At 48.3% G+C, this 24059-nt stretch carries 14 protein-coding genes; 7 read left to right on the top strand and 7 right to left on the bottom strand.

All coding sequences use genetic code 11. The annotated features are described in order from the left end of the window. Nucleotides 1-227: 227 nt before the first annotated feature. Nucleotides 228-3584 carry an S-layer homology domain-containing protein gene (locus tag ACFVTB_RS15325; protein ID WP_387750564.1) on the top strand — a complete coding sequence of 1119 codons (3357 nt, stop codon included), beginning with the start codon at nucleotides 228-230 and terminating at the stop codon, nucleotides 3582-3584. 375 nt (nucleotides 3585-3959) lie between these two features. Here ACFVTB_RS15325 and ACFVTB_RS15320 read toward each other — a convergent pair whose 3' ends face one another. Genes ACFVTB_RS15320 through ACFVTB_RS15310 form a run of 3 tightly spaced genes read right to left on the bottom strand, consistent with a single transcriptional unit; the run spans nucleotide 3960 to nucleotide 4876 of the window. Further along, a complete protein-coding gene (locus ACFVTB_RS15320; RefSeq protein WP_387750561.1) occupies nucleotides 3960-4082 on the bottom strand; it encodes a hypothetical protein in 123 nt (40 codons plus the stop codon). Nucleotides 4083-4122: 40 nt separating this feature from the next. Beyond that, nucleotides 4123-4392, bottom strand: coding sequence for a hypothetical protein (locus tag ACFVTB_RS15315; RefSeq protein ID WP_387750559.1), 270 nt, complete (start codon nucleotides 4390-4392; stop codon nucleotides 4123-4125). Beyond that, nucleotides 4385-4876: a hypothetical protein gene (locus ACFVTB_RS15310; RefSeq protein ID WP_387750556.1), complete on the bottom strand. Its 492-nt coding sequence runs from the start codon at nucleotides 4874-4876 to the stop codon at nucleotides 4385-4387. Before ACFVTB_RS15310 ends, ACFVTB_RS15315 begins: the two co-directional genes overlap by 8 nt. A 263-nt stretch (nucleotides 4877-5139) precedes the next feature. On the opposite strand from ACFVTB_RS15310, the gene ACFVTB_RS15305 reads away from it, so the two are divergent. Together ACFVTB_RS15305 and ACFVTB_RS15300 are read left to right on the top strand one after the other, a co-directional pair. Continuing rightward, entirely contained in the window at nucleotides 5140-5724 is a 585-nt protein-coding gene (locus ACFVTB_RS15305; protein ID WP_387750553.1) for a TetR/AcrR family transcriptional regulator, read from the top strand. A 409-nt stretch (nucleotides 5725-6133) separates the two neighbouring features. Then, nucleotides 6134-7159, top strand: a complete 1026-nt coding sequence (locus ACFVTB_RS15300) for an NADH:flavin oxidoreductase (RefSeq protein WP_387750551.1) — start codon at nucleotides 6134-6136, stop codon at nucleotides 7157-7159. Nucleotides 7160-7224: 65 nt separating this feature from the next. Here the strand turns inward: ACFVTB_RS15300 and ACFVTB_RS15295 are convergent, their stop codons facing one another. After that, nucleotides 7225-8106 (bottom strand): helix-turn-helix transcriptional regulator, encoded by an 882-nt coding sequence (locus ACFVTB_RS15295; RefSeq protein WP_387750548.1) that lies wholly within the window; start codon nucleotides 8104-8106, stop codon nucleotides 7225-7227. 118 nt (nucleotides 8107-8224) lie between these two features. On the opposite strand from ACFVTB_RS15295, the gene ACFVTB_RS15290 reads away from it, so the two are divergent. Then, entirely contained in the window at nucleotides 8225-9610 is a 1386-nt protein-coding gene (locus ACFVTB_RS15290; RefSeq protein WP_387750545.1) for an MATE family efflux transporter, read from the top strand. Between the two features lie 30 nt (nucleotides 9611-9640). Beyond that, a complete protein-coding gene (locus ACFVTB_RS15285) occupies nucleotides 9641-10270 on the top strand; it encodes a sugar O-acetyltransferase (protein WP_387750542.1) in 630 nt (209 codons plus the stop codon). A 318-nt stretch (nucleotides 10271-10588) separates the two neighbouring features. Here ACFVTB_RS15285 and ACFVTB_RS15280 read toward each other — a convergent pair whose 3' ends face one another. From ACFVTB_RS15280 to ACFVTB_RS15270, 3 genes are read right to left on the bottom strand one after another with little or no spacing between them, the layout of a single operon-like run. Beyond that, on the bottom strand, nucleotides 10589-16114 hold the full coding sequence (locus ACFVTB_RS15280) for an amino acid adenylation domain-containing protein (RefSeq protein ID WP_387750539.1): 5526 nt from the start codon (nucleotides 16112-16114) through the stop codon (nucleotides 10589-10591). Between the two features lie 6 nt (nucleotides 16115-16120). Next, the gene (locus tag ACFVTB_RS15275) at nucleotides 16121-17440 is read right to left on the bottom strand and encodes a glycosyltransferase family 4 protein (protein WP_387750536.1); all 1320 of its coding nucleotides are present in this window, start codon (nucleotides 17438-17440) and stop codon (nucleotides 16121-16123) included. A gap of 22 nt (nucleotides 17441-17462) precedes the next feature. Continuing rightward, on the bottom strand, nucleotides 17463-19289 hold the full coding sequence (locus ACFVTB_RS15270) for a non-ribosomal peptide synthetase (RefSeq protein WP_387750534.1): 1827 nt from the start codon (nucleotides 19287-19289) through the stop codon (nucleotides 17463-17465). Between the two features lie 1151 nt (nucleotides 19290-20440). On the opposite strand from ACFVTB_RS15270, the gene ACFVTB_RS15265 reads away from it, so the two are divergent. Next, a complete protein-coding gene (locus tag ACFVTB_RS15265) occupies nucleotides 20441-21904 on the top strand; it encodes a PTS mannitol transporter subunit IIBC (RefSeq protein WP_387750531.1) in 1464 nt (487 codons plus the stop codon). Nucleotides 21905-21977: 73 nt separating this feature from the next. Beyond that, entirely contained in the window at nucleotides 21978-24044 is a 2067-nt protein-coding gene (locus ACFVTB_RS15260) for a BglG family transcription antiterminator (protein WP_387750529.1), read from the top strand. The last annotated feature ends 15 nt before the right edge of the window (nucleotides 24045-24059 follow it).

Raw genomic sequence — 24059 nt, 5'->3', positions numbered from 1 at the left:
AAACTACCAATGTTTTCATGTCGATTTATGAGAGATTTGAGAGATTTTTGAGAGATGCCTCTGGTATGTTGAAAGCAACATCTGAAATAGACTGGAGGGGTGTGTCGTTTTGCAAGAGGCTTCACGCTTAATTTAGATGGTCGTATTGGTTCTATCGGTATGTATGGTTATTAGCTAGAAAATGAATGCAAGACATTGTTGCTAATCTTACAGGATGGGTGAATCAGATGAACAAAAGAATAATTGCAATGACAGTGGCTTTTCTATTAATCGTGACGAATGCGTCAATGGCGTATGCATTGTCGCCGGTAGCGGAGGTTTACTATCATTTTGACGGCGCGAATACATATGATACCAGCGAGCTTGAAACCCAATTAAATGAAGCGGTTAAAGCCAAGCTGGCCGCAGAGGGCGTAAATCCAAAATATGTATCGATTATGGACGCAAGCGCGAATCCGGCAGCCGTGACAGAAAATCACGTACATTCCGGTTATGACAGTTGGTACATCAATAACGGTTTCATTATTCCTCCATCGGTTGAAACGGCCGATTATAATCACGTTCAAGCATCCAACAACGGCAAAACGTTAACCTTCTACGGTTATACCTCTCCGGCTTACAAGGACTTCATGCTGACGAGCGGAACGCCTTCCGGCAAGAAGATTATCACCTTCGACATGGATGAATCCAAAGTGGATTATCACAGTATGGAGGGCGGAGGCTTTCTATTCAATACGCAGATCGATAGCGCGGGTAAATTAAGCGGTTACGCTATTCTATACGTGCAAGGCGCTATCAGAGTCTACAAAATCAACGCTGTGGACGCAACCGCGCTGCATAATGAGAATAATAGAGCTTTGAGCTCGATCACAGGGGTTACTCAGATCGGAAGCTATACAAAGGGTAACTCGACTCACCACACGATTAAAATTAATGTAACGGATACGAAATTGAATATGTGGGATAACGGGGATCAGATTATTAAAGATCTGACACTCTCCGACGTATACGGCAATGAATTCGGTCCGATCGTCAGCCATGTCAGCCATGGCTGCGGGATCATTTCGATTTTTTCATTTGACAATATGAGACTGTTCTCCACCTCGAGCAAGACTTTAGACAAAGCGGTGGAAGATATCCTTTGGGAGACGCATTCGCCTTTGCGTTATGTCTTGAACATTAGCGACGATCCTGAAACGAGCTTGGATGGGGGACCGAACCAATCCAAACTGAAGGACTCTTTCAATAACAACGGAGCACAATATGTTGGAGTCACAGCCTCGGTTTATTCGGACATTAGTCAAGGCTTTATCGACGAGCTTACCAAAGGCGGATTGCATGTAGATTCTGGACAAGACATCTCCGATATTATTCTGAAAATCGCCGATCGTATCGCGGAACAAATCATTTCCGACTATAAAGAAGCGATTCAGGCTATTGAGAAGGCAGAAAACACAACTGATATTACTTTTAATATCGGAGATAACAAAAATTCGGTAAAAAATAATATTACGCTGAAGCAGGACGACGATGTGACGACGGTCTGGTCCTCCGATCAGCCTTCGATCATCGCTCCGGACGGAACGGTTACGAGACCGGTTACGTCCCAATCGGGAGTATACGTGAACCTGAAGGCCACGATCACCAAAGACGGACTTACGAGCGAAAAAGTTTTTACTGTCTATGTGAATGCGGCAGCCCCGGCTCCGTTAAGCTCTTTGTCAGTTGATGCTGGGAACGGTCAAGTGACGCTGAAATTCCCGGCGTTGACCGGTGCGGCAGACGGCGATATTGTCATTGAGCAATCGACGGACGGTATCAACTTTACCCCGGTTAGCCCGCTAGAGACGTTGGATGCTACTTCGACGAGTGCAACAATAGGCGGTTTAACGAATGGTGAAGCTTATCATTTCCGCGTGATTGTCAAATCGGGCTTTTACAAAGGCACATCCAATACGATTCAAGTTTCGCCATCCGAGAAGCTAACTGCGTTGACTGCTGCTGCAGGAAATAACCAAGCGACGCTGAGCTTCCCTGCTTTGACGGGGGCGACGAATATCGTCGTTGAACAATCGGTAGATGGCATCAACTTCACACCGGCAACGACGACTGCGCCGTTGGATGCCACTTCGACGAGCGCTACTGTAACTGGATTAACCAATGGAACGACGTATCATATCCGTTTAACTATTGAATCGGGCCACTATGCAGGCGTGTCTAATGTTGTTACGGTTACGCCGACTGCGCCTTATGTGCCTTCTACACCGCCTGTAGTAGACCAGCCTACAATGAATACGAAAGTGACGGTTTCGGATAAAGCAAACGGCGGTCAAGTCGTACAAGAGAAAATCACGAAGCTAGTCGGAGACAGCTTGAAAGTATCGGGCAAAATCAAGTCGGCAAACGGCCAAGTGCTGGATGTGCCGAGCATTGTCATGAATGCAGATGGAAGCTTCACGCTTCCGAAGCTTCCTGCCGGCGAATATAAATTATCGTTGAACGTGATTGCTCCAAATGGCGAAAAACTGGCCGGTCCCGCAGGCAAGCTGATCGTTGACAGCAACGGGAATGCAAGCTTGGCGGTTGATTTGGTCGATCCATACGGCACGATTCTGGATACGATCACGAATCAGCCTGTTGCAGGCGTGAATATGAAGCTGTATTGGGCGGATACAGAGCTGAACCGCTCCAAGGGCAGAGTGCCTGGAACGCTCGTTAATCTGCCTGAACTGCCGGACTTCGCGCCGAATAAAAACCACAACCCGCAAATCAGCTCGGACAGCGGTGAATACGGCTGGATGGTTTATGCGAACGGCGATTACTATTTCTTAGGCGAGAAGGATGGTTACGTCATTTTTGACAGCCGCAATGATAAGCGTGATGAGAAATTTGGGGATGACAGCTATATTAAAGGCGGAGTCATTCATGTCGGCGAAACGATCGTGAAATTCAGCTTCTCGGCGCAGCCGAAAGCGAAAGCCTCCGGCAATCATAGCCCTTATATGATTGGCTATCCTGACGGCACGTTCGGGCCGAATCGCGGCATTGTACGAGCGGAGATCGCTACGATTTTATCCCGCCTGTACACGCCAACAGCGAATGCCAAGAAAGTAACGTATTCGGATGTGAGCGCAAAATATTGGGCGGCTGACGCAATCGCAACTGCCACTAATAATAAATGGATGGTCGGCACTAGCAAAAATACGTTCGATCCGAAGAAACAGATTACGCGAGCGGAATTCGCGCAATTGCTGACGAATTTGTACAAATGGGACGTCGTGAAGGAAAGCTCCTACACGGACGTAACAGGACACTGGGCGGAAAAAGCGATTGCAACAGTGGAGAAGCAAGGCCTGCTGTTCGATTTTAACGACCAGAAGTTCAATCCGAACCAGCCAATTACGAGGGTAGAGGTTGTTCGGATCTTCAACCGGCTGCAAGATCGTAAACCATGGCATGTCGAAGCAGGCGTGAAGTGGAGCGATGTTCCGACAAGCCATGAGTATTACTCAGACATTATGGAAGCTTCGGTTGCTCATCCATTCGAGCAGTTCGAAACGGGAGTCGAAAGCTGGAAGAAATAACATCGATTTGGTGTAAGTCATGATCGATAACATCGTTGGAAAAAGCGACCTTAACCGGTCGCTTTTTCGCATTCTTTAATTGGCTCAAAACCGAAATCAGTGCTTAACTTCCAGGGAGTGAGAGCGCTACGGGTCAGAGGGTTCTTCCGATCGCCATTAAAGCCTGATTCCTTTATTTAATAGAGGTTTGAGGTAGGAATCATGCTTTAAAAGCGACCACTGCCGTTTCTCCAGAATCCCTCTGCCCCTTCGCTTTTTCTCCTTTTCAGTCAAGCACTGATTTAAAGTTTGCGCCCATTATTAAGCGGAAAATAGCAGTGGAGGGACGCTTTTTCTTGCTCTGATTTGAAAGTTTAATTGGATGACTTGTCATTCTTATCGCTTCACCTTAAAGCCTGCTTTAACTAAATCCTTAATCAGTTTTTTCTTTGATGTTGATTTGTAATAAGTGTCCATTTTGCTTTTCCATGCCGCAATTTTTTTGTTAGTGTTTCCCACAAAAAAAACCTCCTCTTGAGCTAATACTAGTAATCTAGTATTAGCCTTTAAGAGGAGGTTTAATCAAAATCTCATAATGGCGCCCTTTTTTATCAATATAAATGGGAAGGGTTTTTGGTGTGCTATCATAGGCAGCCGCAACTTCTTTTACTGAAAGATTTAAATCTTCGAGAGCAGTCTGCTGATCTTTGAGATTGTCTTCGCCTTCAATGGTAAAGCCCGCAGATTGAAGATCGGATTTTAAAAAATTAGAGTTTAAATCCGAATAATAAAAGTCCATTATATCCTTCCATCTTCTTGTATTACTCATTGTAGTCACCTCGATTATTCACGGATTCCCCACGGGCTACCTTTTCAAAATGTGTTGCGATACGTGGTGAAACGATGCAGTATTGTTTTTCTGTACGAAAGTGTCTAGTGATACCATAAGGTTTACTTTTCTGATTCGAAAAAAACGGCGGGAAATTGTCTTTTTTATCTTTGTACGGGAAAGTTTTAGACAGCATATCTAAAGCGAGAATATTTGATAGATGATTGCACATGAAGGCATCATTGTAATCTTTAATATTAATTTGCTTCTTCTCAAGCTCTAATTTTAAACGATGCATCTCTTGGAAGAAAAAATCTTGATTTTCCCTCAAATCGAGATCCATGTAATTTTCTTCGTTTAGATAAACGATACATTTCAGAACAGCCCAATTTTCATTCTTATAGTTTTCATTTCTAGTTACCTTCATGTTAGCCCAAACTCTTGCCTGTACTTCATCATGGTAGAAGTAATAACCATCGCCCAAATAATGATTGTCTCCCGATGATATGAAAGATGGCAATAATGATTGGGCTGAAATGATTTGATCGATTACGAATTCAGTATTACCATGGTATAGTGTGAACGATAACATGAATGGGCCCTCTCTATCCAGATAGGTATATTATATCACTTTCTGGTAAAAATGACCATTCTAGATATATTTGTTTGTAGACAGGTGTAAGAAGTTATTTCGCTTTCTTTACTGATCGTTCTCAATGTGTTATATTGACGACAGGAGGGAATGAAATGGCTAGAAGCAAAGAGTTCGAAGAGTCTGCGGTTTTGGAAAAAGCGATGAGACTCTTTTGGGAACAAGGTTACGAGAAGACTTCCATGACCGACCTGGTCGAGCATATGGGAATCCATCGCAGAAGCTTGTATGACACATTTGGCGATAAGCATACGCTGTTTCTGAAAGCGATGGACCGTTATGGCGACAAATTCGGCGACAAGTATACAAGCGTTGTGAAACATTCCAAGAATGCAACGGAAGCTCTGCAGTTTATCGTAGACACTATGATTCGTTTAGAGACAGAAGAGGGCGTGCCGCCCGGCTGTTTGATGGTGAATTCGGCGGTGGAATTAGCAACGCGCGACGCTGATGTGGATTCGAAGGCGAACAAATTATTTTCAATGGCAGAGCAGCAACTAAAAGAAATTATTGCTTGGGGGCAGCGTGACGGTGAATTCACCACGGACTACGATGCCGAGGAATTAGCGGAATATATGCATAACGCATTGGTTGGAATAAGAGTGCTTGCAAGAACTTCGGCTGCTAAAGAAAAACTACATCGTGTAGCCAACCTATCCATGAAATTTTTACAAAAATAACGAGTATAACTCCTTTTTTTCAGATTATTAGAATGATCGTTCCCAAAAGAACTCATTACAAACCGCAAGCCGAAAGCGAATAGCTATTTCTCCCTACGAAATAAAGGCGTATGTCTTTTCTAGAACGATCGTTCCCTAAAGTTTAACGTCAACTACAATATTATTTCGGCTCAAACTTAAAATCAGTGCTTGACGGAAAAAGAGAAAAAGTGGAGGGTCAGAGGGATTCTGGAGAAACGAAAGTGGTCGCTTTTAAAGCATGATTCCTACCGTAAACCACTATCAAATAAAGGAATCAGGCTTTAATGGCGATCGGAAGAACCCTCTGACCCGCAACGCTTCCCCTCATTCAAGTCAAGCGCTGATTTCGGTCTTGAAATACTATTCTACTTATTTGGAGGTTATTATTATGAGTCATTCACCATCCATTCAATCTTTGTTTAAACCATTCGCGTTCGGGAAAAATACGTTGAACAATCGTATCGTGATGCCGCCGATGACGAGACAATTTTCTCCGGGCGGAGTTCCTGGCTCGAATGTGGTCGACTATTATCGTCGCAGAGCTGAAAACAGCGTTGGACTTATCATAACGGAAGGCACGATCGTCAATCATCCGGATTCGTCGAATCTAGAAAATGTACCGCACTTTTATGGCGAGGCAGCATTAAACGGTTGGGCGAATGTTGTAGAAGCGGTACACGAAGCAGGCGGACGAATCATCCCGCAGATTTGGCATATGGGAACGAAAGACCATGTCAGCGATTACACGGAATCGGAAATCGCAGCCATCGTCGAAGCCTTCGCACAGGCGGCATCCGAAGCTAAGCGTCTTGGGTTCGACGGTATCGAGCTTCACGGAGCGCACGGCTATTTGATTGACCAATTCTTCTGGAAAAAAACGAACCCGCGCACCGACAAATACGGCGGTGACATTGTAGCTCGCACTCGATTCGCTGTGGAGGTTATCGAAGCATGCCGCCAAGCCGTCGGAGAGGATTTTCCAATCGTGCTGCGGTTCTCGCAATTTAAGCTGAAGGATTACACAGCGAAATTGGCTGAAACGCCTGAGGAGCTGGAACAGTTTCTAGCGCCTTTGTCAGAGGCCGGCGTCGATATTTTCCACTGCTCGACTCGCCGTTTCTGGGAGCCTGAGTTCGAAGGCTCTAATCTGAATCTGGCCGGATGGACCAAGAAGCTGACGGGTAAACCGACAATTACCGTTGGATCGGTCGGACTGGATGAAGACTACTTTGCAGCAGGGAAGGATAACCTTCATAACGACGGGCTAATCGCACGGCTTGAGCGGGAGGAGTTTGATCTGGTATCCGTGGGTCGGCAATTATTGAGTGATCCTGCTTGGGCAAGCAAAATACGGGATGGCCGTACGGACGAATTGATTCCTTTTACACCTGAGGCAGCGAATACTCTTTATTAAGCTTCAATGAAAAAGCGACCGCAGCCGGTCGCTTTTTCGTTTTTATTTGATCGCGTTGAATTTGACTAACTAAGCCTGCGAGGCTGCTTGCGGTAATCATGAGGGACGATTCCCAGCTCCTTGCGAAAAACATAAGTGAAATAACTCGCGCTTTGAAAGCCGCAACATAAAGCGATCTCACTGACCGTTCTGTCGGTCTCGAGCAGCATTTCACAGCTTTTTTGGATACGGTATCTGACTAGATAGGCGTTCGGGGATTGTCCTACAAATCTTCCGAACAAGTCGCAGCATCGGCTTCTGCTTACAGCGCCTGCTGCTGCAATATCTTCAAGCGTGATTTTGTTTTCATAATGATCATGAATGAACGCTGTCATCTTCCACACCGACGTCCAAGATTGATCCTTTGCCATGTTTTCTTTCTTTGCTTCCATATGATCTCCAATAATTGCGCACAAAGCCATGGCTGACGATAGTAAGCGGAGAGGATTTCTCTTTGGGCTGTCCATCTCATCGTAAAGCCGGTTAATCATCAATAGAACTTCCTGGTGCCAGTCCGTTTGATCGGAGAACACGATAAAGTCATTTGCATGTATGCCAAACTTCTCTTCCCAATATTCTTTGCCGATCCAACCTTCTTGTCCAAGCAATGAAGGATGAACGGCGACCACAATATAGGTACAGTCCGTCGAATCGGAGGAAAAGCCGTAATGCAATCGTTTGCTGCTCACAAAAATCCCTTGCCCTTTGTCTAAACGTACCGTCTCTCCATTCACAAAAAAATGCATATGCCCATCCAGCACCGAAATGAACTCCAGATCAGGATGCCAATGACACGCCGCGGCGAATTTATCGAAATGGAGCAGCCTTCCCTTCCTTACATACAGCTGAAAATTGGACAGATTATAGTTCAATCGCTCGGACAAATCCGAAAACACATCTAATTGCATCCTATAGCGCTCCTTGCCTTTGAGACGATTTTGATATTATTATAGTCAATTTTGATGGCATGCAATATAAAAATGAACTATTTTTATATCATGATCAGAGGGAGGGAGGCAATCAGTCATGCCAGGCAGCTTGCACTTGGCTAGCGAAAATGAAAAAAGCTTCAATCGCCAATTAGTCGGCCTTGTCATACCGATCGCCTTGCAAAACCTGATCTCCGCATTGGTCATGACGGTTGATGTAGTGATGTTAGGCTTCATCAGCCAATCCGCTATGTCTGCTGTATCGTTGGCTGGCCAGATCACCTTTGTATTAACTTTATTTTATATGGGATTGACGACAGGAGCGGGTATTCTCGCCGCCCAGTATTGGGGGAAGAAAGATCTAAAGACCATTGAACGCGTCCTGAGTATAGGGTGCATCTGTACGTTTATCGTATCTTTGATCTTTTTTGCAATATCGCTGTCTATGCCTGGTCGGCTCATGGGTTTTTTCACAAATGACATGGAGCTCATTCGGTATGGCTCGAGCTTTCTGCGCGTCATTTCATTCTCTTATCTAATAACAGGAATTTCGCAAATGTACTTCACTGTGTTAAGAAGCATGGAAAACGCACGTTTTAGCGCATGGATAAGCTCACTATGCCTAATTTTGAACATTCTGCTCAATGCACTTTTCATATTTGTTGTTTATCCAGGCATGCCGGAGAAGGCGATTGTGGCGGTTGCTTTATCGACTGTACTGGTGCGTTTCATCGAATTCGGCTGTTGCATGGTTCATTCCGCCAGGGGTGATATTAAGTTTATTATTCCTTTGCGCGATGCGGCGATTCCTCGTCATTTGCTTAAAGATTTCATGAATTACACTTTGCCGGTTCAAGGAAACTATATCGTCTGGGGCTGTGCATTAACGGCAACGGCAGCCATTATTGGACATGTCAGCGCAGATATGGTGGCGGCAAATTCTGTCGCATCGGTGGTCAAAAACTTGGCTATCGTCTTATGCGGCGGTATTGCGAGCGGAGGATCTGTACTGATTGGCAAGTATCTCGGAAACGGCGATATCGAGAGGGCCAAGAGAGCAGGAAATAGGATGAACGCGTATGCTCTCGTATTTGGCGTCCTCGCAGGAGCAACCATTTTGCTGATCAAACCGGTCGTCTTGCAAGTTGTGAACCTGAATGCTCAAGCCCAGAGCGATTTGAATGGAATGCTGCTTATATGCGCTTATTATTGCATTGCCAAGTCTATTAACTCCACGACTATCGGCGGGATATTTTGCGCAGGCGGCGACTCCCGGTTCGGATTTTGGTGCGACGCTATTGTTATGTGGGGCGTCATTTTACCGCTCGGGTATATGAGTGCTTTTGTGTGGCATCTGCCTCCAATATGGATATATGCTGTCATCTGTTTGGACGAAATGATGAAGCTGCCTGTGGCATTAATACGCTACCGGCAATACAAGTGGTTAAAAAATATTACGCGGGATATGGCTCAAGCAAGCTGATTCCGAATGAAAATAAAGGAGAGATCGTAGATGAACATTAGAGAAAGAATGGCTAGCGTCCAATTGTTTACGGATACGGACCCTAACTACCCGGAGGAAGCCGCCGAATTGGCGAAGGCTCGCCAGCGCGGTAAAGCGCTGTGCTTCGAGATTAATCGGCTGCACCCGGACGATATTGAAACGCGGACAAATTTGATGAGAGAGCTGTTTGGCAGCATGGGGGAGAAGGTTTGGATGGAGCCCCCGATTCGCATGGCCTACGGCTCGAATACGACAGTCGGCAGCAACGTCTATATTAACTTTAACCTGACAGTTGTTGATGATTATAAAGTGACGATTGGCGACAACGTCATGTTTGGGCCGAACGTGACGATTGCCGTAACGAACCATCCCTTGCACCCTGACGTGCGCAAAGAAGGCGGAATGTTCGCGCTGCCAGTGTTAATTGAGGATGGTGTATGGATCGGAAGCGGCGCTATCATCGTGCCCGGCGTAACGATCGGAAAGGGAAGCGTCATTGGTGCCGGAAGCGTGGTCACGAAGGATATACCGGCCAACGTTATTGCCGTCGGCAATCCGTGCAAGGTGCTTCGTGAAATAACGGAAAACGATAGAGAGTATTATTATAAAAACATGCGAGTCGATCAGGTTGAATGGTGAGAATGTTTCGGTTCAAAACTGAAATCAGCGCGTGACTTTAAGGAGAGGGGACGCTGCGGGGCAGAGGGTTCTTGCGATCGCCATTAAAGCCTGATTCCTTTATTCAATAGTTGTCTCCGGTAGGAATCATGCTTTAAAAGCGACCACTGCCGTTTCTCCAGAATCCCTCTGCCCCTTCGCTTTATTCTCCGTTTCCGTCAAAGTACTGATTTAAAACTTGAGCCGATCTTTCTTATATAAAGAAGCTCTAAATGGTGTGAAAGAGCCTCCAAAACCACTATTAAAGTGGATTGGAGGCTCCTCCTTTTTAATCCAAAGCTAAACTCCCAGCGATCGCTGGCCTTCCGTTTGCAACTCGTTCCTGATCTGCCGATCCAGCCGCGCTTGCAGAGCGTCGCGGTCCTCGATAATGGCATCAGGTATAGCATCCTCAAGCTTATCCTCCATATAACGAAGCGGCTTGAAGTTGAAGCCGATAATGGACCAGATGGTCACGAAAACGCCGACGCATAGGATCAGCAAGCCGATGCCGCGGCCGGGACCTACGCCGATCAGAGGGCCGAGAACATCGGCAAGCGCGCCTCCCGGATTCATCGCTGTGCCAAATACCGAGTCGGCGAGCATCCCGGCAATCAAGTAACCTATAGGCATACTGGACATCGCAATCATCTGATTCGTCGCCAATACCCGGCCCTGAAGCTCCAGTCCGACCTTCGTCTGTATGAGCGATTGCCAGTGCGTATTCACGAGCGTGACGGAGAACCAAATGCCGAAGATCCCTATGGCCGTAAGCGTGATGTTGGGACGAAGCCCGGTTAGCATCATAAACAATCCTTCCAGGATGACAAAACCGACCATACCTGTCGCCATCCGCTTCGTACCGCCCCAAAGGCTCATGACAAGTCCCCCTGCCATAGCTCCAACGGCGCCCAGCGTCGTTACCATAGCCAGATTCTCTGCTGTTCCAAAGGAGAGAACGAGCGGCTGAATGAGCACCGTGGCCAAGCCGAAAAAGATGTTGCCTACCAAGAAAAAAGCGATCATGTAAAGCATTCCAGGCCGTTTTACGATAAATTTCCAGCCCATGATAACCTCTTTTCCAAACGATTCCTCTCTTCGATGGAACAACGTATTAGGGAAGCGAACGAGAGCAAGCGTCGTAATGGCAAACACGAAGCTAACCAGGTCGAGGATAAAGATATTGGTCATCCCGATCATCGTGTAAAGCGCAACCCCAATGAGCGGGGCGATCATTTCGCTCGATGAAGTAGCGAGCTGGACGATCCCGTTAGCATGGCCCAAATACTGCTTAGGAATGATTTGCGCAATGGCGGCTATGAACGCAGGCCGATGGAAGGATCTCGCAATGGAGCCGACTGCTGTCGTCACATAGATATGCCAAACCTGCAGCGTGCCCGTCGCCATCAGCACCGCTAGCACGATAATGGGAAGCGCCATAAATACATCGCTGAACAGCATAACGAGCCGCCGGTCATAGCGATCGACAATGGCTCCTGCAATAGGCAGGCAAAGAATGCCGGGTATTAGCGAGGCCGAGGAGATCGCCGCAAAGTCGGCTACGGAGCCGGTTTGCGAGAAGACCCATACCCCGACGGCAATGCCGGTCAAGCCCGAGCCTAAAATCGATAGCAATTGTCCGAAAATGACAGCGAAAAACATGCTCAAGTTAGGAATAGCTTTCTTTTTCTGCTGCGGACGGGACTCAGATTCCGATGCCGATGCTGCCTCATCGCCAGCCTCTTTGTTGCTAATCGAATCTTGGATCAACCGGCTCAATTGGTCCGCCTGATGTTTAATAAAGTAATGCCCCGCCTGGGGAATGACGGCGAGATGGACCTGATCGCTGAAATACTCGTACTCTCTGTATCGCTCCTCGTAAAGCTCGGTTGCCCGATCCTTCTCGCCGACGATGCATGTGATCGGACAGCTTAGCTTTGGCGATTGCTTGTCAGCGTAGGCCAAGGTGTAATAGTTTTCGCTTTCTCTGGCATCATGCCGCAGGCAGCGAATCATAAAATCCCGTTCCTCTTGATCCTCCACTTCCGTAAATCCGCCCAGCGCCTTCAGAAACGCGTGATAGGTTTTATTGGACATGCTGCGATCGGTAGGGAACAGCTTCGAGTATAAGTTGAACAACCGGCCCGGAATGCGGGCAACGGGGAAGGTTCCCCCGAGATAGACGCCTTGAAGCGGGAGATTCTCCCTCTCCAGCACTCTGGCGATGGCAATCGTTAAAGCGCCACCGACACAATGCCCGTATAAGGCAATCGGCCCTTTAATCGTCTTCCTTATTTCCTCTACGCATTGAATGGCAACCTCCTCAAGGGGCAGGAGCTCATCCTCCTTGCGGCTGTAGTCATGGCCCGGAAGCTCCAAGGCATATAATTCGATGTCAGCTGGCATTTGTACGGCAAGGGGCTGATAGGTGATCGCGCTTCCCCCGGCATAGGGAACGCAAACGAAAGAAACAGTGGATGTGTTCGCTGCTGAGAAGGAATGTCTCGTCAGCTTATGGAGCAAATGACGCTCCGACGGTTTCCCTTGATCGAGGTAGGCCGCTAAGGAACGAATGGTCGGATTTTTGAAAAAATCCATAATGCCGATCCAATCTCCTAAGCGCCTGACAACCTTCAGCGCCTTAAACGATTCTCCGCCCAGATCAAAAAAGTTATCGTCCAATCCGATGGCTTCAAGGTCCAATATTTCTTTCCATACTTCCCAAATTCGCCATTCTGTAGCGCTCTGCGGCTGTGCGGCATTGGGGTCCGCTGCCTGCACCAGCAATTCCATAGAGGACAGCAGATTCACATCTACTTTGCCGTTGGCGTTTAACGGGAGAGCATCCAAGGCGATGATGTGGTTCGGGACCATATACTCCGGCAGCTTGTTCTTGAGTCGCGTTTTCAACTCAACAAGCGGCTGTTCCGCTTCGGTATAGGGGGCAAACACGACGTAGGCAACGATCTTCTTCTCTTTGCCTGTATCCTTCAGCAAGACGGCGGCGTCGGTAACGGAAGGAACGGAAGTAATGACGGATTCAATCTCCCCGAGCTCGATTCGAAACCCGCGAAGCTTAATCTGGCGATCCATTCGCCCTACAATTTCAACCGCTCCATTCGGCATATAACGGACACGGTCGCCGGTTCGGTACAGCCTGGCCCCTTCCTCGTCCGAGAACGGGTTGGGAACAAACCTTGTATCCGTAAGCTCTGGATTGTTCAAATACCCGCGCGCGACGCCTTGGCCGCCAATATATAATTCTCCCGGTACGCCTACCGGAACGGGGTGCATATGAGGATCTAGAATATAGCTTTTGACATTGCCGAAAGGAAAACCGATCGGCACCGTATTGGAGCCGTGCTCCTGCTGCACGAGATCGTCTGTCAGGGGATAGGCGAAGGCGGATACGGTCGTTTCCGTTGGCCCGTAGTGGTTCTGGATCGCTACGTCCGGCCGGAGTCTTTTGATTTTCCGTACCGTTTCCCAGCTTAATCCTTCACCGGCTAAAATTAAAAGCTTGCGCGGGATCACATGCGCAGGCTGGCTGGCTTCCATTAACACTTCGAAGTGGCTGGGCACAACCTTCATGATATCAACAGCATTGGCTTGGAAATAGTCGGCTACGCCGTCGGGATCGCATGATAAGTCATACGATAAAACGTGAAGCGTGCCTCCCGTGCATAACGCTCCGAACACATTTGTTGTGCCGAGATCGGCTGCTAAGGTAGAGGCCATAGCATAGTTGAACGGTTCCTGAATATTTAATCGCTGCAACAGCCCTTGAATATAATTGTGGAATTGCCGATATTCGACGGCAACGCCTTTAGGCGTCCCGGTCGTGCCTGAAGTAAATACCGTATACATGAGCTGGTGAGGTTCTGATTGTATCGCCGGATTTTCGTCGTTGCACTGCTCGATGAGCTGGCGATGCCGCGCTCCATCAAGCTCGACAACCGCAACCGGTTCAGCCGGGATATCCTTTGACAGCTTCTCCTGTGTCAGAACGATCCCCATGGCGGACTGTCTAATCATGTGCGTCAGACGCTCGGCCGGATACGTAGGGTCAAGCGGCACATAAGCTCCGCCGGCCTTTAACACGGCCAGCATAGCTATAACAAAATCGGCGCTTCGTTCGAGGAATATGCCTACCGTTTTATCAGGCCCGATTCCTTGCTCGCGCAAATAATGGGCGATTCGATTGGCGCGATTATTCATATCCAGATAGGTGTGCGAAGCTCCCTCGAACACTAGAGCCGGATGATTTGAACGCTTGGCCACCTGTTCCTCAATGCGCTTGATCAGATGAAAGTCTTCGTTGTAGAGTTTGTCCGTTCGATTCCAATCCTCAAGCAGCTGCCGATTCTCTTCCGCTGACATAAGCGGCATATCGGCTATGACCCCGTTTGGCGAGGCGCATGCATGTTCTAATAAATGTAGGAAGTGGGCCAGCATTCGGTTTATTGTCGCTTCATGGAAGAGGTCGGTGCAGTATTCCGCCTGAAGGCTATCCGGGGCAAAGGAGAAGGTCAGGTCAAATTTAGAACGATTCGTATAGTTTGACCCGCAAAACTCCATGGAGAATGGTTGCGATTGCGACTCCGTCCACCCGACATGCATATTTTGATGGATAAACATGACTTGGAACAGCGGGCTATGGCTTAAAGAACGTTCAATCGGAAGCAGCTCAATCAGCTTATCCAGCGGATAGTCTTGATGCTCTTGCGCTTCTAGAGAGAGCTGTTTAATTTGCTTCAAAGCTTCCTTGAAAGTGGCTGTTTCATCCAATTGAATCCTAATAGGCAGCGTGTTGACAAAAAAGCCGACGTTCCCTTCGATTTCTTCCCTGCTCCGATTGGCGACAGGCGAGCCAATAATCATATCCTTCTGACCAGTGTAGCGATAAAGCAGGATCGAATAGGCTGTTAACGCCATCATATACAACGTAACGTTTTCTTCTTTGCACCATTGCTGAAGCCGATTATAGAAGCCTTCGGGCAACGATGCGATAACGGTAGAGCCATTGGTGCTCTTTACGGGCGGACGCGGTTTATCGGTCGGGAGCTCAAGAATCGGCAGTTCGCCTTGGAATTTGCCAAGCCAATAGCTCTGATGGTAATCCAGCGTATCTCCCGTGAGATACTCTTTTTGCCACACTGCAAAATCGGCATATTGAATAGCTAAAGGCGGCAGTTCTGCGAGCTGATGATTGCTGAGCGCCTCATAGATCGTCCCTACTTCTTTGATGATGATGCCGAGAGACCATCCATCGCAGGCGATATGGTGAATATTGAGCAAAAGATAAAGCTCCTGGCCGTGCAAGGCAAAGAGGTACGCTTTAATAGGCCATTCGCTCTCTATCTGAAAAGGCAGGGCGGATTTCTGTTGAACAAGCTCATCTAACCTGTATTTCTGCTCGTCTAGCGGCAAACTGCTGAGATCGTGTAGCCGCAGGGGGATAGGGGAGAAGGGATGGACAACCTGTACAGTGTCTTCAAGCTCCATTTGATAGGTCGTGCGCAAAATTTCATGCCGTTCCACAAGCGCATTAATAGATTGCTCCAACAAATCGATGTTCGTATGCGAGGGGAGTTTGAATAGAGCGGGAATGTTATAGGACGGGTTTTCCGGCTCCCACTGGTACATAAACCATTGCCGTTGTTGTGAGTAGGATAGCGGGAAAGAATGGCCGCGATTATCGCGTGGCAGCGGCTTAATCGGGATGTTGGATGAAGGCTGCCGATTGTTCTTTTCTTTTATTTTGCTTAGCAACTGCTGCCGTTTCTCAGGTGGAAGCAAATGAATCCGGTCCATGAGTTCGCTCATATGTGCTTACCTTCTTTCCTGGAGGGCTGCCAATAACCGCTCGCGTTTCTCTTGTGAAAGCGTATTGATGCGTTCTAAAAGAATTTGCTTGTTGTCGTTGCCCGCCGCTGCTGGCAGGGTATCGGCTGGAGAAGAATGGACCTGCTCCTCATTAGCTGCATTAAGGAGCTGCTGGAAATAAATCTCGAACGCCTCAATGCCTAAAGAAGCATGAAAATCCGCCGATCTATGGTAGGAGGCTTGGGCTAACTCATCGTAATGCTCTTGATCTGTTGTTAATTTAGTTAAAGCCTCCAACCAAGGCTCTATGTCCTGTTCGGGGACGATCGGAGACGGTACGGCGTTTGCGTAGAACTCATCTTTATCATATTTCTCAATCGGATTAACGGGCAAAATATAATCCAGGTGCAGCTTCGCTTCCGGAAGTCCGCCTACCCGGCTCGAGATCGCCGGTATTCCCCGCAGCATCGCCTCGACAACGACCTGTCCGAACGACTCTCCCCAAAGAGAGGGCATGAGAAACACTTTGGTTTGCTTGAAAATGTCGTTAATATTTTCGGCAGGCGGCAAAATCGTAATGTTCGGCAAGCCTCTCATCTCTTCCAGCTCAGCTTCGCTTGTTGCCCAGGTAGGAATGGCTGCGAAGGAGAGATGCGGCATCCGCCGCGCCAAGCCGATGAAGATCGAAAAGCCTTTTATAGCCGACGGGTTAATAACGGTAATATAGGGGTTGTGAAAATCGGCCAAGTAGGGAAACGGCCCAGGACCGTACGACGGGAAATAAATGAGTTTAGAGTCAATCTCGGCGTGGTCTATAAAGTAGCTTCTCACATATTCGCTTACGGATATGATGCCGGCTGTTTTCTTGTAGAGCTCGATCTTGCGAGGGTCCTTCCGAAAAGCTTCCGGGCCAAACGGTAGGGTGGCTTGGCTATGCGCGAAAAAAACGGTTCTCGTTTTCGTCTCCAATACGGTCTCGAATAGCAAATGGGTGTTGTCTTCCGACACGATGGTAAGATCCGGTTGAAACTCTTCTATCATCCGCTTGATGAAGGCGAATACACGAAAAGCCTTTTTGACTGTGTAGGAAATGACGCCATTCTTTTGAATAACGAATAGCTCTTCGTCCTCCTCCAGCAGCTCCAGCTCGCCCGTTGCCTTTTTGTCGGCAATGTACTCGTTATAGTCAGGAATATACATTGGAGGGGTAATGACACGGCACTGATGGCCTCGCTCCGCCAGTCCTTCCAACAGAATTCGATTGGCCTTATGCGCCCCGCCCCAAGGGTATAAATAGCCGATAGATTGAACAAGTAATATCTTCACTTTGAACACTCTCCCTAGCGCATTATGCGTTATCCAATTCGGCCAACAGCAGCTCCAGCTCACTCGAATCGATCTGCTCTAGTTGATACTGCTCGATTGCCAATGCCGTTTGTTCGATCGTAGGCTCGGAGCTGAAAATAATTTGCAAAGGAATTTCCATCCCAAGAACGCTTCGAATGCGCGAAACGATTTGCGTGGCCATTAGCGATTGTCCGCCTAATTCATAGAAGTTATCATGCAGTCCGACTTGATCGATCTTTAAAACCTCGCTCCAAATTTGCGCAAGCTCCTTCTCCATATAGCTTGTCGGAGCCGCATATACCGTCTCTGTAACCCGTCTGGCAATCTCGATGGCAGGGAGGGCATTACGGTCAATTTTACCGCTGTTCATGACAGCAAAATCGTCAACAAATAGGAATCGCGTTGGAATCATATAAGGAGGGAATTTCGTCAGCAGGTAGTCTCTAACTTGACGGATGCTTGGTTTGAAGGGGGTGTTTGATTTTAGATAAGCGGCGATATAGCTGCCTTCTGAATGATAAGTAACGACAGCTTCTTCGATTTCTGCATGTTCCCGCAAGGCATGCTCGATTTCTTCGAGCTCGATGCGGATGCCGGATACTTTCACCTGAAGATCGGCTCTGCCAGCCCACTGAAAATCCCCGCTGTCTGTCTTTAGGCAAAGATCGCCGGTGCGATACAACCGTTCGTTAAAGCCGTCGTTGAAAGGATTTTTTATAAAACGGCTAGCGGTCAGTTCAGGTTTGTTCAAGTAGCCTCTTGCCAATCCTACACTCGAAAGATACAACTCGCCGGTTTTTCCTGTGCCTACGGGTTCCAGTTGTTCATTCAGCAGATAAACGGCAGTTCCTTGCAGGGGAGCACCGAGCGAAATGATCTCGTCGTCGGCGTCGCATTCATGTATCGTTGCGCAAACGGTCGACTCCGTCGGGCCGTAGGCGTTCAGAAAGTTCAGCTTAGGGGCCCAATATTGAATCAGCTTCCGGGTGCAAGCTTCACCGGCTGTTACGACGGTTTTCAGATCGGGGAGCTCTTCTTGCGGCAGTCCGTTCAGAACGGAGGGAACGAGCGTAACAACGGAAATTTGTTTGTCTTTTAGCACCTGATACAGCTTGTCCCCGATATATAATCCCTCGTCCGGCAGCAGGACGAGCGTCGCGCCGGCCACAAGACAGGTGAAGATTTCCGAGACGGAAGCGTCGAAGGAGGCGGAGGCGTATTGCAGGACGCGATCCCCGCTGTTCAATCGAAACTTGCCGATTTGCTCATGAATCAGATTGGGAATGCCCCGGTGCTCGATCATTACCCCTTTAGGTTTGCCTGTCGAGCCCGAAGTATAGATGATATAGGCCAGATCATGGGGAGCGATTTGAACCGCCAATTCACCCGCCGGCAGACTTTCGATTTCAGACCTTATCTGGTCCATCGTCCATAGCTTTACCGATGAGCCGTCTTGTTTGTATAGGATTGTCGCTATCTTTTGCTCATAGGAGGAGTCGCTTAGAATGATTTTGAAATTCGCTTCCTGTGCGATATAAGCCAGACGTTCTTCGGGAAGCGCAGTTGAGAGGGGCACATAGGCTGCTCCTGATTTTAAAACGGCAAGAATGGAGATGATCATTTCCGGTGAACGCGGTTGATAGATACCAATTAAGGTTTCGGGTCCGGCACCATGACGTTGCAGAAAACGGGCCAGCTGATTTGATTGTTCATTCACTTCCCGATAAGAGATCCTAAGATCGCCGTACTCCAGGCAGCATGAGTCGGGATTTCGCGCGGCCGTGTCTTGGAACCAGTGGCAAATCGTTTCGAAGCTTGTACTGTTCATAAATTTCCCCCCTGAAAAATAGATAAGCTAGAATTTCCAAATAGAAAATAATCTATATAAAAAATAGACGTTTAACTACATATTACCATTTATAGTCAAAGTCTATGAAGTGGAGAAGCTTATGAAATTTGTAAAGATGTCATTTGGTTTTTTAGAGTTTAGGGGTGGTCGTTTTGCAGATGAAAGATGTTCGGGTGGGGTGTGAGGTGTAAGGAGTAACGTTCATCGCAGGAACAATGCTTTGAGGGAATGCAAATCATGGTTTAATCTTTATCATTTACAAAACGATGCCATCCGTCAATAACAGGAAGGAGAAATTTGTAAAAATGATTCTTAAGAACTAGAAGGGCCTCAGGGGAGGCTCCTTTGTGGAAGTCCTCATATCCCTCTAACACAATTGGAAGATATTGTTGATAGAACGAATTGAATAACCTATAATTATAGTAAATCATGGAATTTCAAGCAATCTATCTAGATACATAATCCTATCATCGTAGAAGGCTCACTATCGCTATTTTACAGATACTCCTGAAGAATCGACAGGAACTGTCCGATCCATTTTGTGCGATGAGGGGCAGTCTATTCTGGATATTACCATTGGAGATACGCCGAAGCAGATTATTCAGCGCTGGGGCAGTCCCGATGAGATCTATGAGACCCTTAATGAGGAGAATGCAGAGGATTCATATACAATGGTTTATTATTTCGGAGACTATGTATTAGATTTGAAAGCAGATCGTGCGGATAAACCGACGCAGTACGGCTTGTATAAAAAAGCAAGAAGATAAGGAACAGCCCCAACCCAATCAGGTTGGGGTTATTTGATGTTCACTCGCGTCTTAGGTCGGACTATGAGAGTATGCGAACGGAAACTTCGCGCTGTTGAGAATAAACTTTCCCCGCCTGCGCATTCTAATGTAGTGCTGAGCAGTTGCTCTTTGAAATTACTGGAATCAGGGTCCATACCGCTATTCGGCATAAGTACGCTCCAACTGACGCGCGGACGTTTACAAACATTTTGTCAACAAGCTTGATGACGTAAGGTAGTTTTCATTTCGTTGTATTGTAAGCGCTTTCGACTTATCATAAAGCAAGAGCGACGCGGTGTATAGGATTTCAGTCGCGGTCTATATAAGAGGAGGTTCACATTCATGAGTCAAGTGAATCGTGATAATACAGGCTCCCAAGGCGGAGCAAGGGTTGCCATTCAGCGATTTGGGCGATTTCTTAGCGGCATGGTCATGCCGAATATCGGCGCTTTTATTGCATGGGGCTTAATAACGGCTCTTTTCATACCGACAGGCTGGCTGCCGAATGAAAGCTTAGCATCGCTTGTGGGACCAATGATTACTTATCTGCTTCCGCTGCTGATCGGTTTTACGGGCGGTAAGATGGTGCATGGCACGCGCGGCGGAGTCGTTGGCGCCGTAGCGACAATGGGCGTCATTGTGGGATCGGACATTCCGATGTTTTTGGGCGCAATGCTCATGGGGCCGCTTGGCGGCTGGTTTATTAAAAAGTTTGATCAACTCATAGAAGGAAAAATTCGCTCGGGCTTCGAAATGTTGGTAAACAACTTCTCGTCCGGCATCATTGGCGGCGTGCTTGCGTTGCTGGCTTTCAAAGGCATCGGACCTGTCATCGAAGCGGTCAGCAGAGTGCTGGCGAATGGCGTCGAGTTTTTGGTGAATCACAACCTGATTCCGCTGGCCAATATTTTAGTCGAGCCAGCCAAGGTACTGTTCCTGAACAATGCCATTAACCATGGCGTGCTTGGACCGATCGCAATGGATCAAGCGGTCAAAACGGGGCAATCGCTCATTTTCATGATTGAGTCTAATCCGGGTACCGGTTTAGGAATCCTGCTCGCGTATTGGCTGTTTGGACGCGGCACGGCGAAACAATCCGCACCAGGGGCGGCAATCATTCACTTCCTGGGCGGTATTCACGAAATTTATTTCCCTTACATTCTGATGAAGCCGGTTCTGCTGCTTGCGGCAATCGCCGGCGGCGTTGCAGGCACCTTCACCTTCTCCCTATTTGGAGCGGGTCTTGTTGCAACGCCATCTCCGGGCAGCATTATCGCTTATATTGCGATGACGCCAAGAGGCGGCTTGCTGCCGATGCTGGCAGGCGTTGCTGCGGCGACTATCGTATCGTTCTTGGTCGCTGCAGCCTTCTTGAAAGGAAGCAAGCAGACGGATGAGGATGATTTGGGAGCAGCTACCTCGAAGATGCAGCAAATGAAAGCAGACGCGAAAGGAACGGCGGCAGCGCCTTCCGCAGCGGAAGCGACTGATGCGCGGGAAGAAGGCGTCGTCCAAAAGGCTGTTGAAGATGTGAAGAAAATTGTATTTTCCTGCGACGCTGGGATGGGTTCCAGCGCGATGGGCGCGTCGATTCTTCGCAAGAAGCTGAAGAAAGCAGAAATCGGCGTTGCAGTTACCAATACGGCGATTAGTGAAATCCCGACGGATGCCGATATTGTTATTACCCATAAAACGTTAACGGCAAGGGCAAAACTAAAAGCACCGGAAGCCGAGCATATTTCGATTGACGATTTCCTCAAAGCAGCCGAATATGATCAATTGGTGGAACGCTTGGGCAAATCGTAACGGAATGATCGTGGAGCGCTGACGTATTTATCGTCGGCGTTTCCTCCATTTCTCGGGAAGGAGGAGAAATGTCATGATGGTCTCGAACAGGCAGCGGCGGATATTGGAAGTGCTGCTTCAGCGCAAGGAGGCTACCGCCAACGAAATAGCGGAGGAAGTGCAAATCAGCGCGCGAACGGTTCACCGCGATATTGGCGAGATGAAGGGTTTGTTGTCGGAGTATGGACTCAGCCTGGAAGCCAAGTCCGGCAAAGGAATCGCGATTCAAGGATCGAAGGAGAATGTGGCCAGGTTTCACGAATTACTCGCTCATTTCGAAACGGTCGCCTATGATTCCGAGGAAAGAAAAACGTTAATTTTATGCCGGTTGCTGGAAGCCTTTGAGCCCATCAAGCTATTCTCGCTCGCCTACGACATGCGAGCCGCTATTCCGACGATTAGCCGCGATCTGGATGAAATCGATCCACAGCTGGGCAAGCATAAGCTTCAGTTGATTCGCAAGCGAGGATATGGGGTTGAAATTAAAGGAAGCGAGCAAGCCAAGCGTTCCTTGATCGAGCGGCTCGCCCGTGATTATGTGGACGAATCCGATCTGTTCGATCCCGGCCCTATTGCCGCGAATACTTGGACGCTATCCAGCAGGCTGCTTCATATGGTCGGGAAGGAGCATTTCCTGGCTATTGAGCGCATCTTATGGGATTTGGATGAAAAATGGCCTCGCCGTTTGGCAGAGAAAGCCTATACGGGCTTGCTGCTTAAAATCTCGATCGCCATCGCCCGCATGCGCAGTGGTCATTTGCTTGCTTCTCGGCAGAGCGCCAAGCAGGAGGAAGAGAAAGCTACGGCTGATACTGTCGCTCACTCGCCTCCCCGCATACAGCCTTTTCTAGATGGATTTCGCGGGGATTGGCCTCTGCCTGAGCTAGAGGGACTGGAAGAACTGCTAACGCAAGCGATGACGGATGCAATCAAGCAAGAGGAAAACCTGCTGCACCGGAAGGGAGCGGCAGCGGCGGAGGCTGCTGAACGTCTTATTCAAGCCGTTAGCGCCAAGTTGCGTTTACCATTCGACAATGACCACTCCTTGCTGGAAGGCTTGGTCAATCATTTAGCTCCGGCGATGGAACGGCTAAGCCGGGGAGAAGCGATTCGCAATCCGCTGTTACCGCAGATTCGCAAAGATTTCGCTGATCTGTTCGCGGCAATCCGGGTAACGGTTGACGAACTGCTCGGCGGAGAAGTGGTGCCGGATGAGGAAATTGGTTATTTGGCGATGCACTTCGGCGCTTCGATTGAGAGGCTGAATCAGCTGAGACCGGTCAGGGCGATCATCGTTTGCACGAGCGGGATTGGTTCCTCTAAGCTGCTTGCGGCGCGGATCGCCAAGCAGTTTCCCCGAATTGAGCTGATTGGCAATTATTCGTGGTACGAGGCTTCTCGAATATCGCAGCATCAATACGATCTCATTGTCTCTACTGTTGATTTGCCCATTGATCCGCAGCGCTACATCAAGATTAGTCCTTTGCTGACAGCGGAGGAAACGGAGAAGCTGCGAACCTTTATGGGGAGTCTGTCCGTTAAGGAAACGCAGGACGAGGAAGTGAAGCCCGAAGGTTCAAGCGGCGGTTGGGAACGAATGAAGCGGATGAATGCATATACATCGGCCATTATTGAAGTGCTAGAGCCTTTTTCCATCGAACAGCTGCAATACCCTTCCGGGTCGCTTCCGGGCGTCATATCCGCCATGCTGGATACTCTGTCATCCGAGGCGGATTTGGAGGACGATACAGCAACAGTCGGCAAGCTGCTGTTGGAGCGGGAGCGAGCCAGCAGTCAAGCCATTGGCGGCACGAAGCTGGCATTATTTCATACTCGAAGCGACCATATTAAGAGGCCGATCCTGAAGCTTTATCGGTTGGAGGAGCCGCTGCAGCTTGGAGAGAATAAGGACCAAGAGGTGCGTCGAATTTTGCTAATGTTGGCCCCCCTTGAGCTAAGCAGGTCCGTTCTGGAAATATTGAGTGAGATTAGCGCGCTTCTGCTGCAGCCCGAATTCGAAGCTTTGCTCGAAGAGGCGGACGCGGATGCGATTAAGCGATATGTTTCGCGGGAGCTTGAATCCTATATACAGTCTAAATAGAGAGGGAGAAACCTA

The organism is Paenibacillus sp. NPDC058071 (assembly GCF_042885235.1).
GTDB lineage: Bacteria > Bacillota > Bacilli > Paenibacillales > Paenibacillaceae > Pristimantibacillus.
Note: the sequence above shows the minus strand (reverse complement) of the source record. Positions and strands in the feature narration are given on the sequence as shown.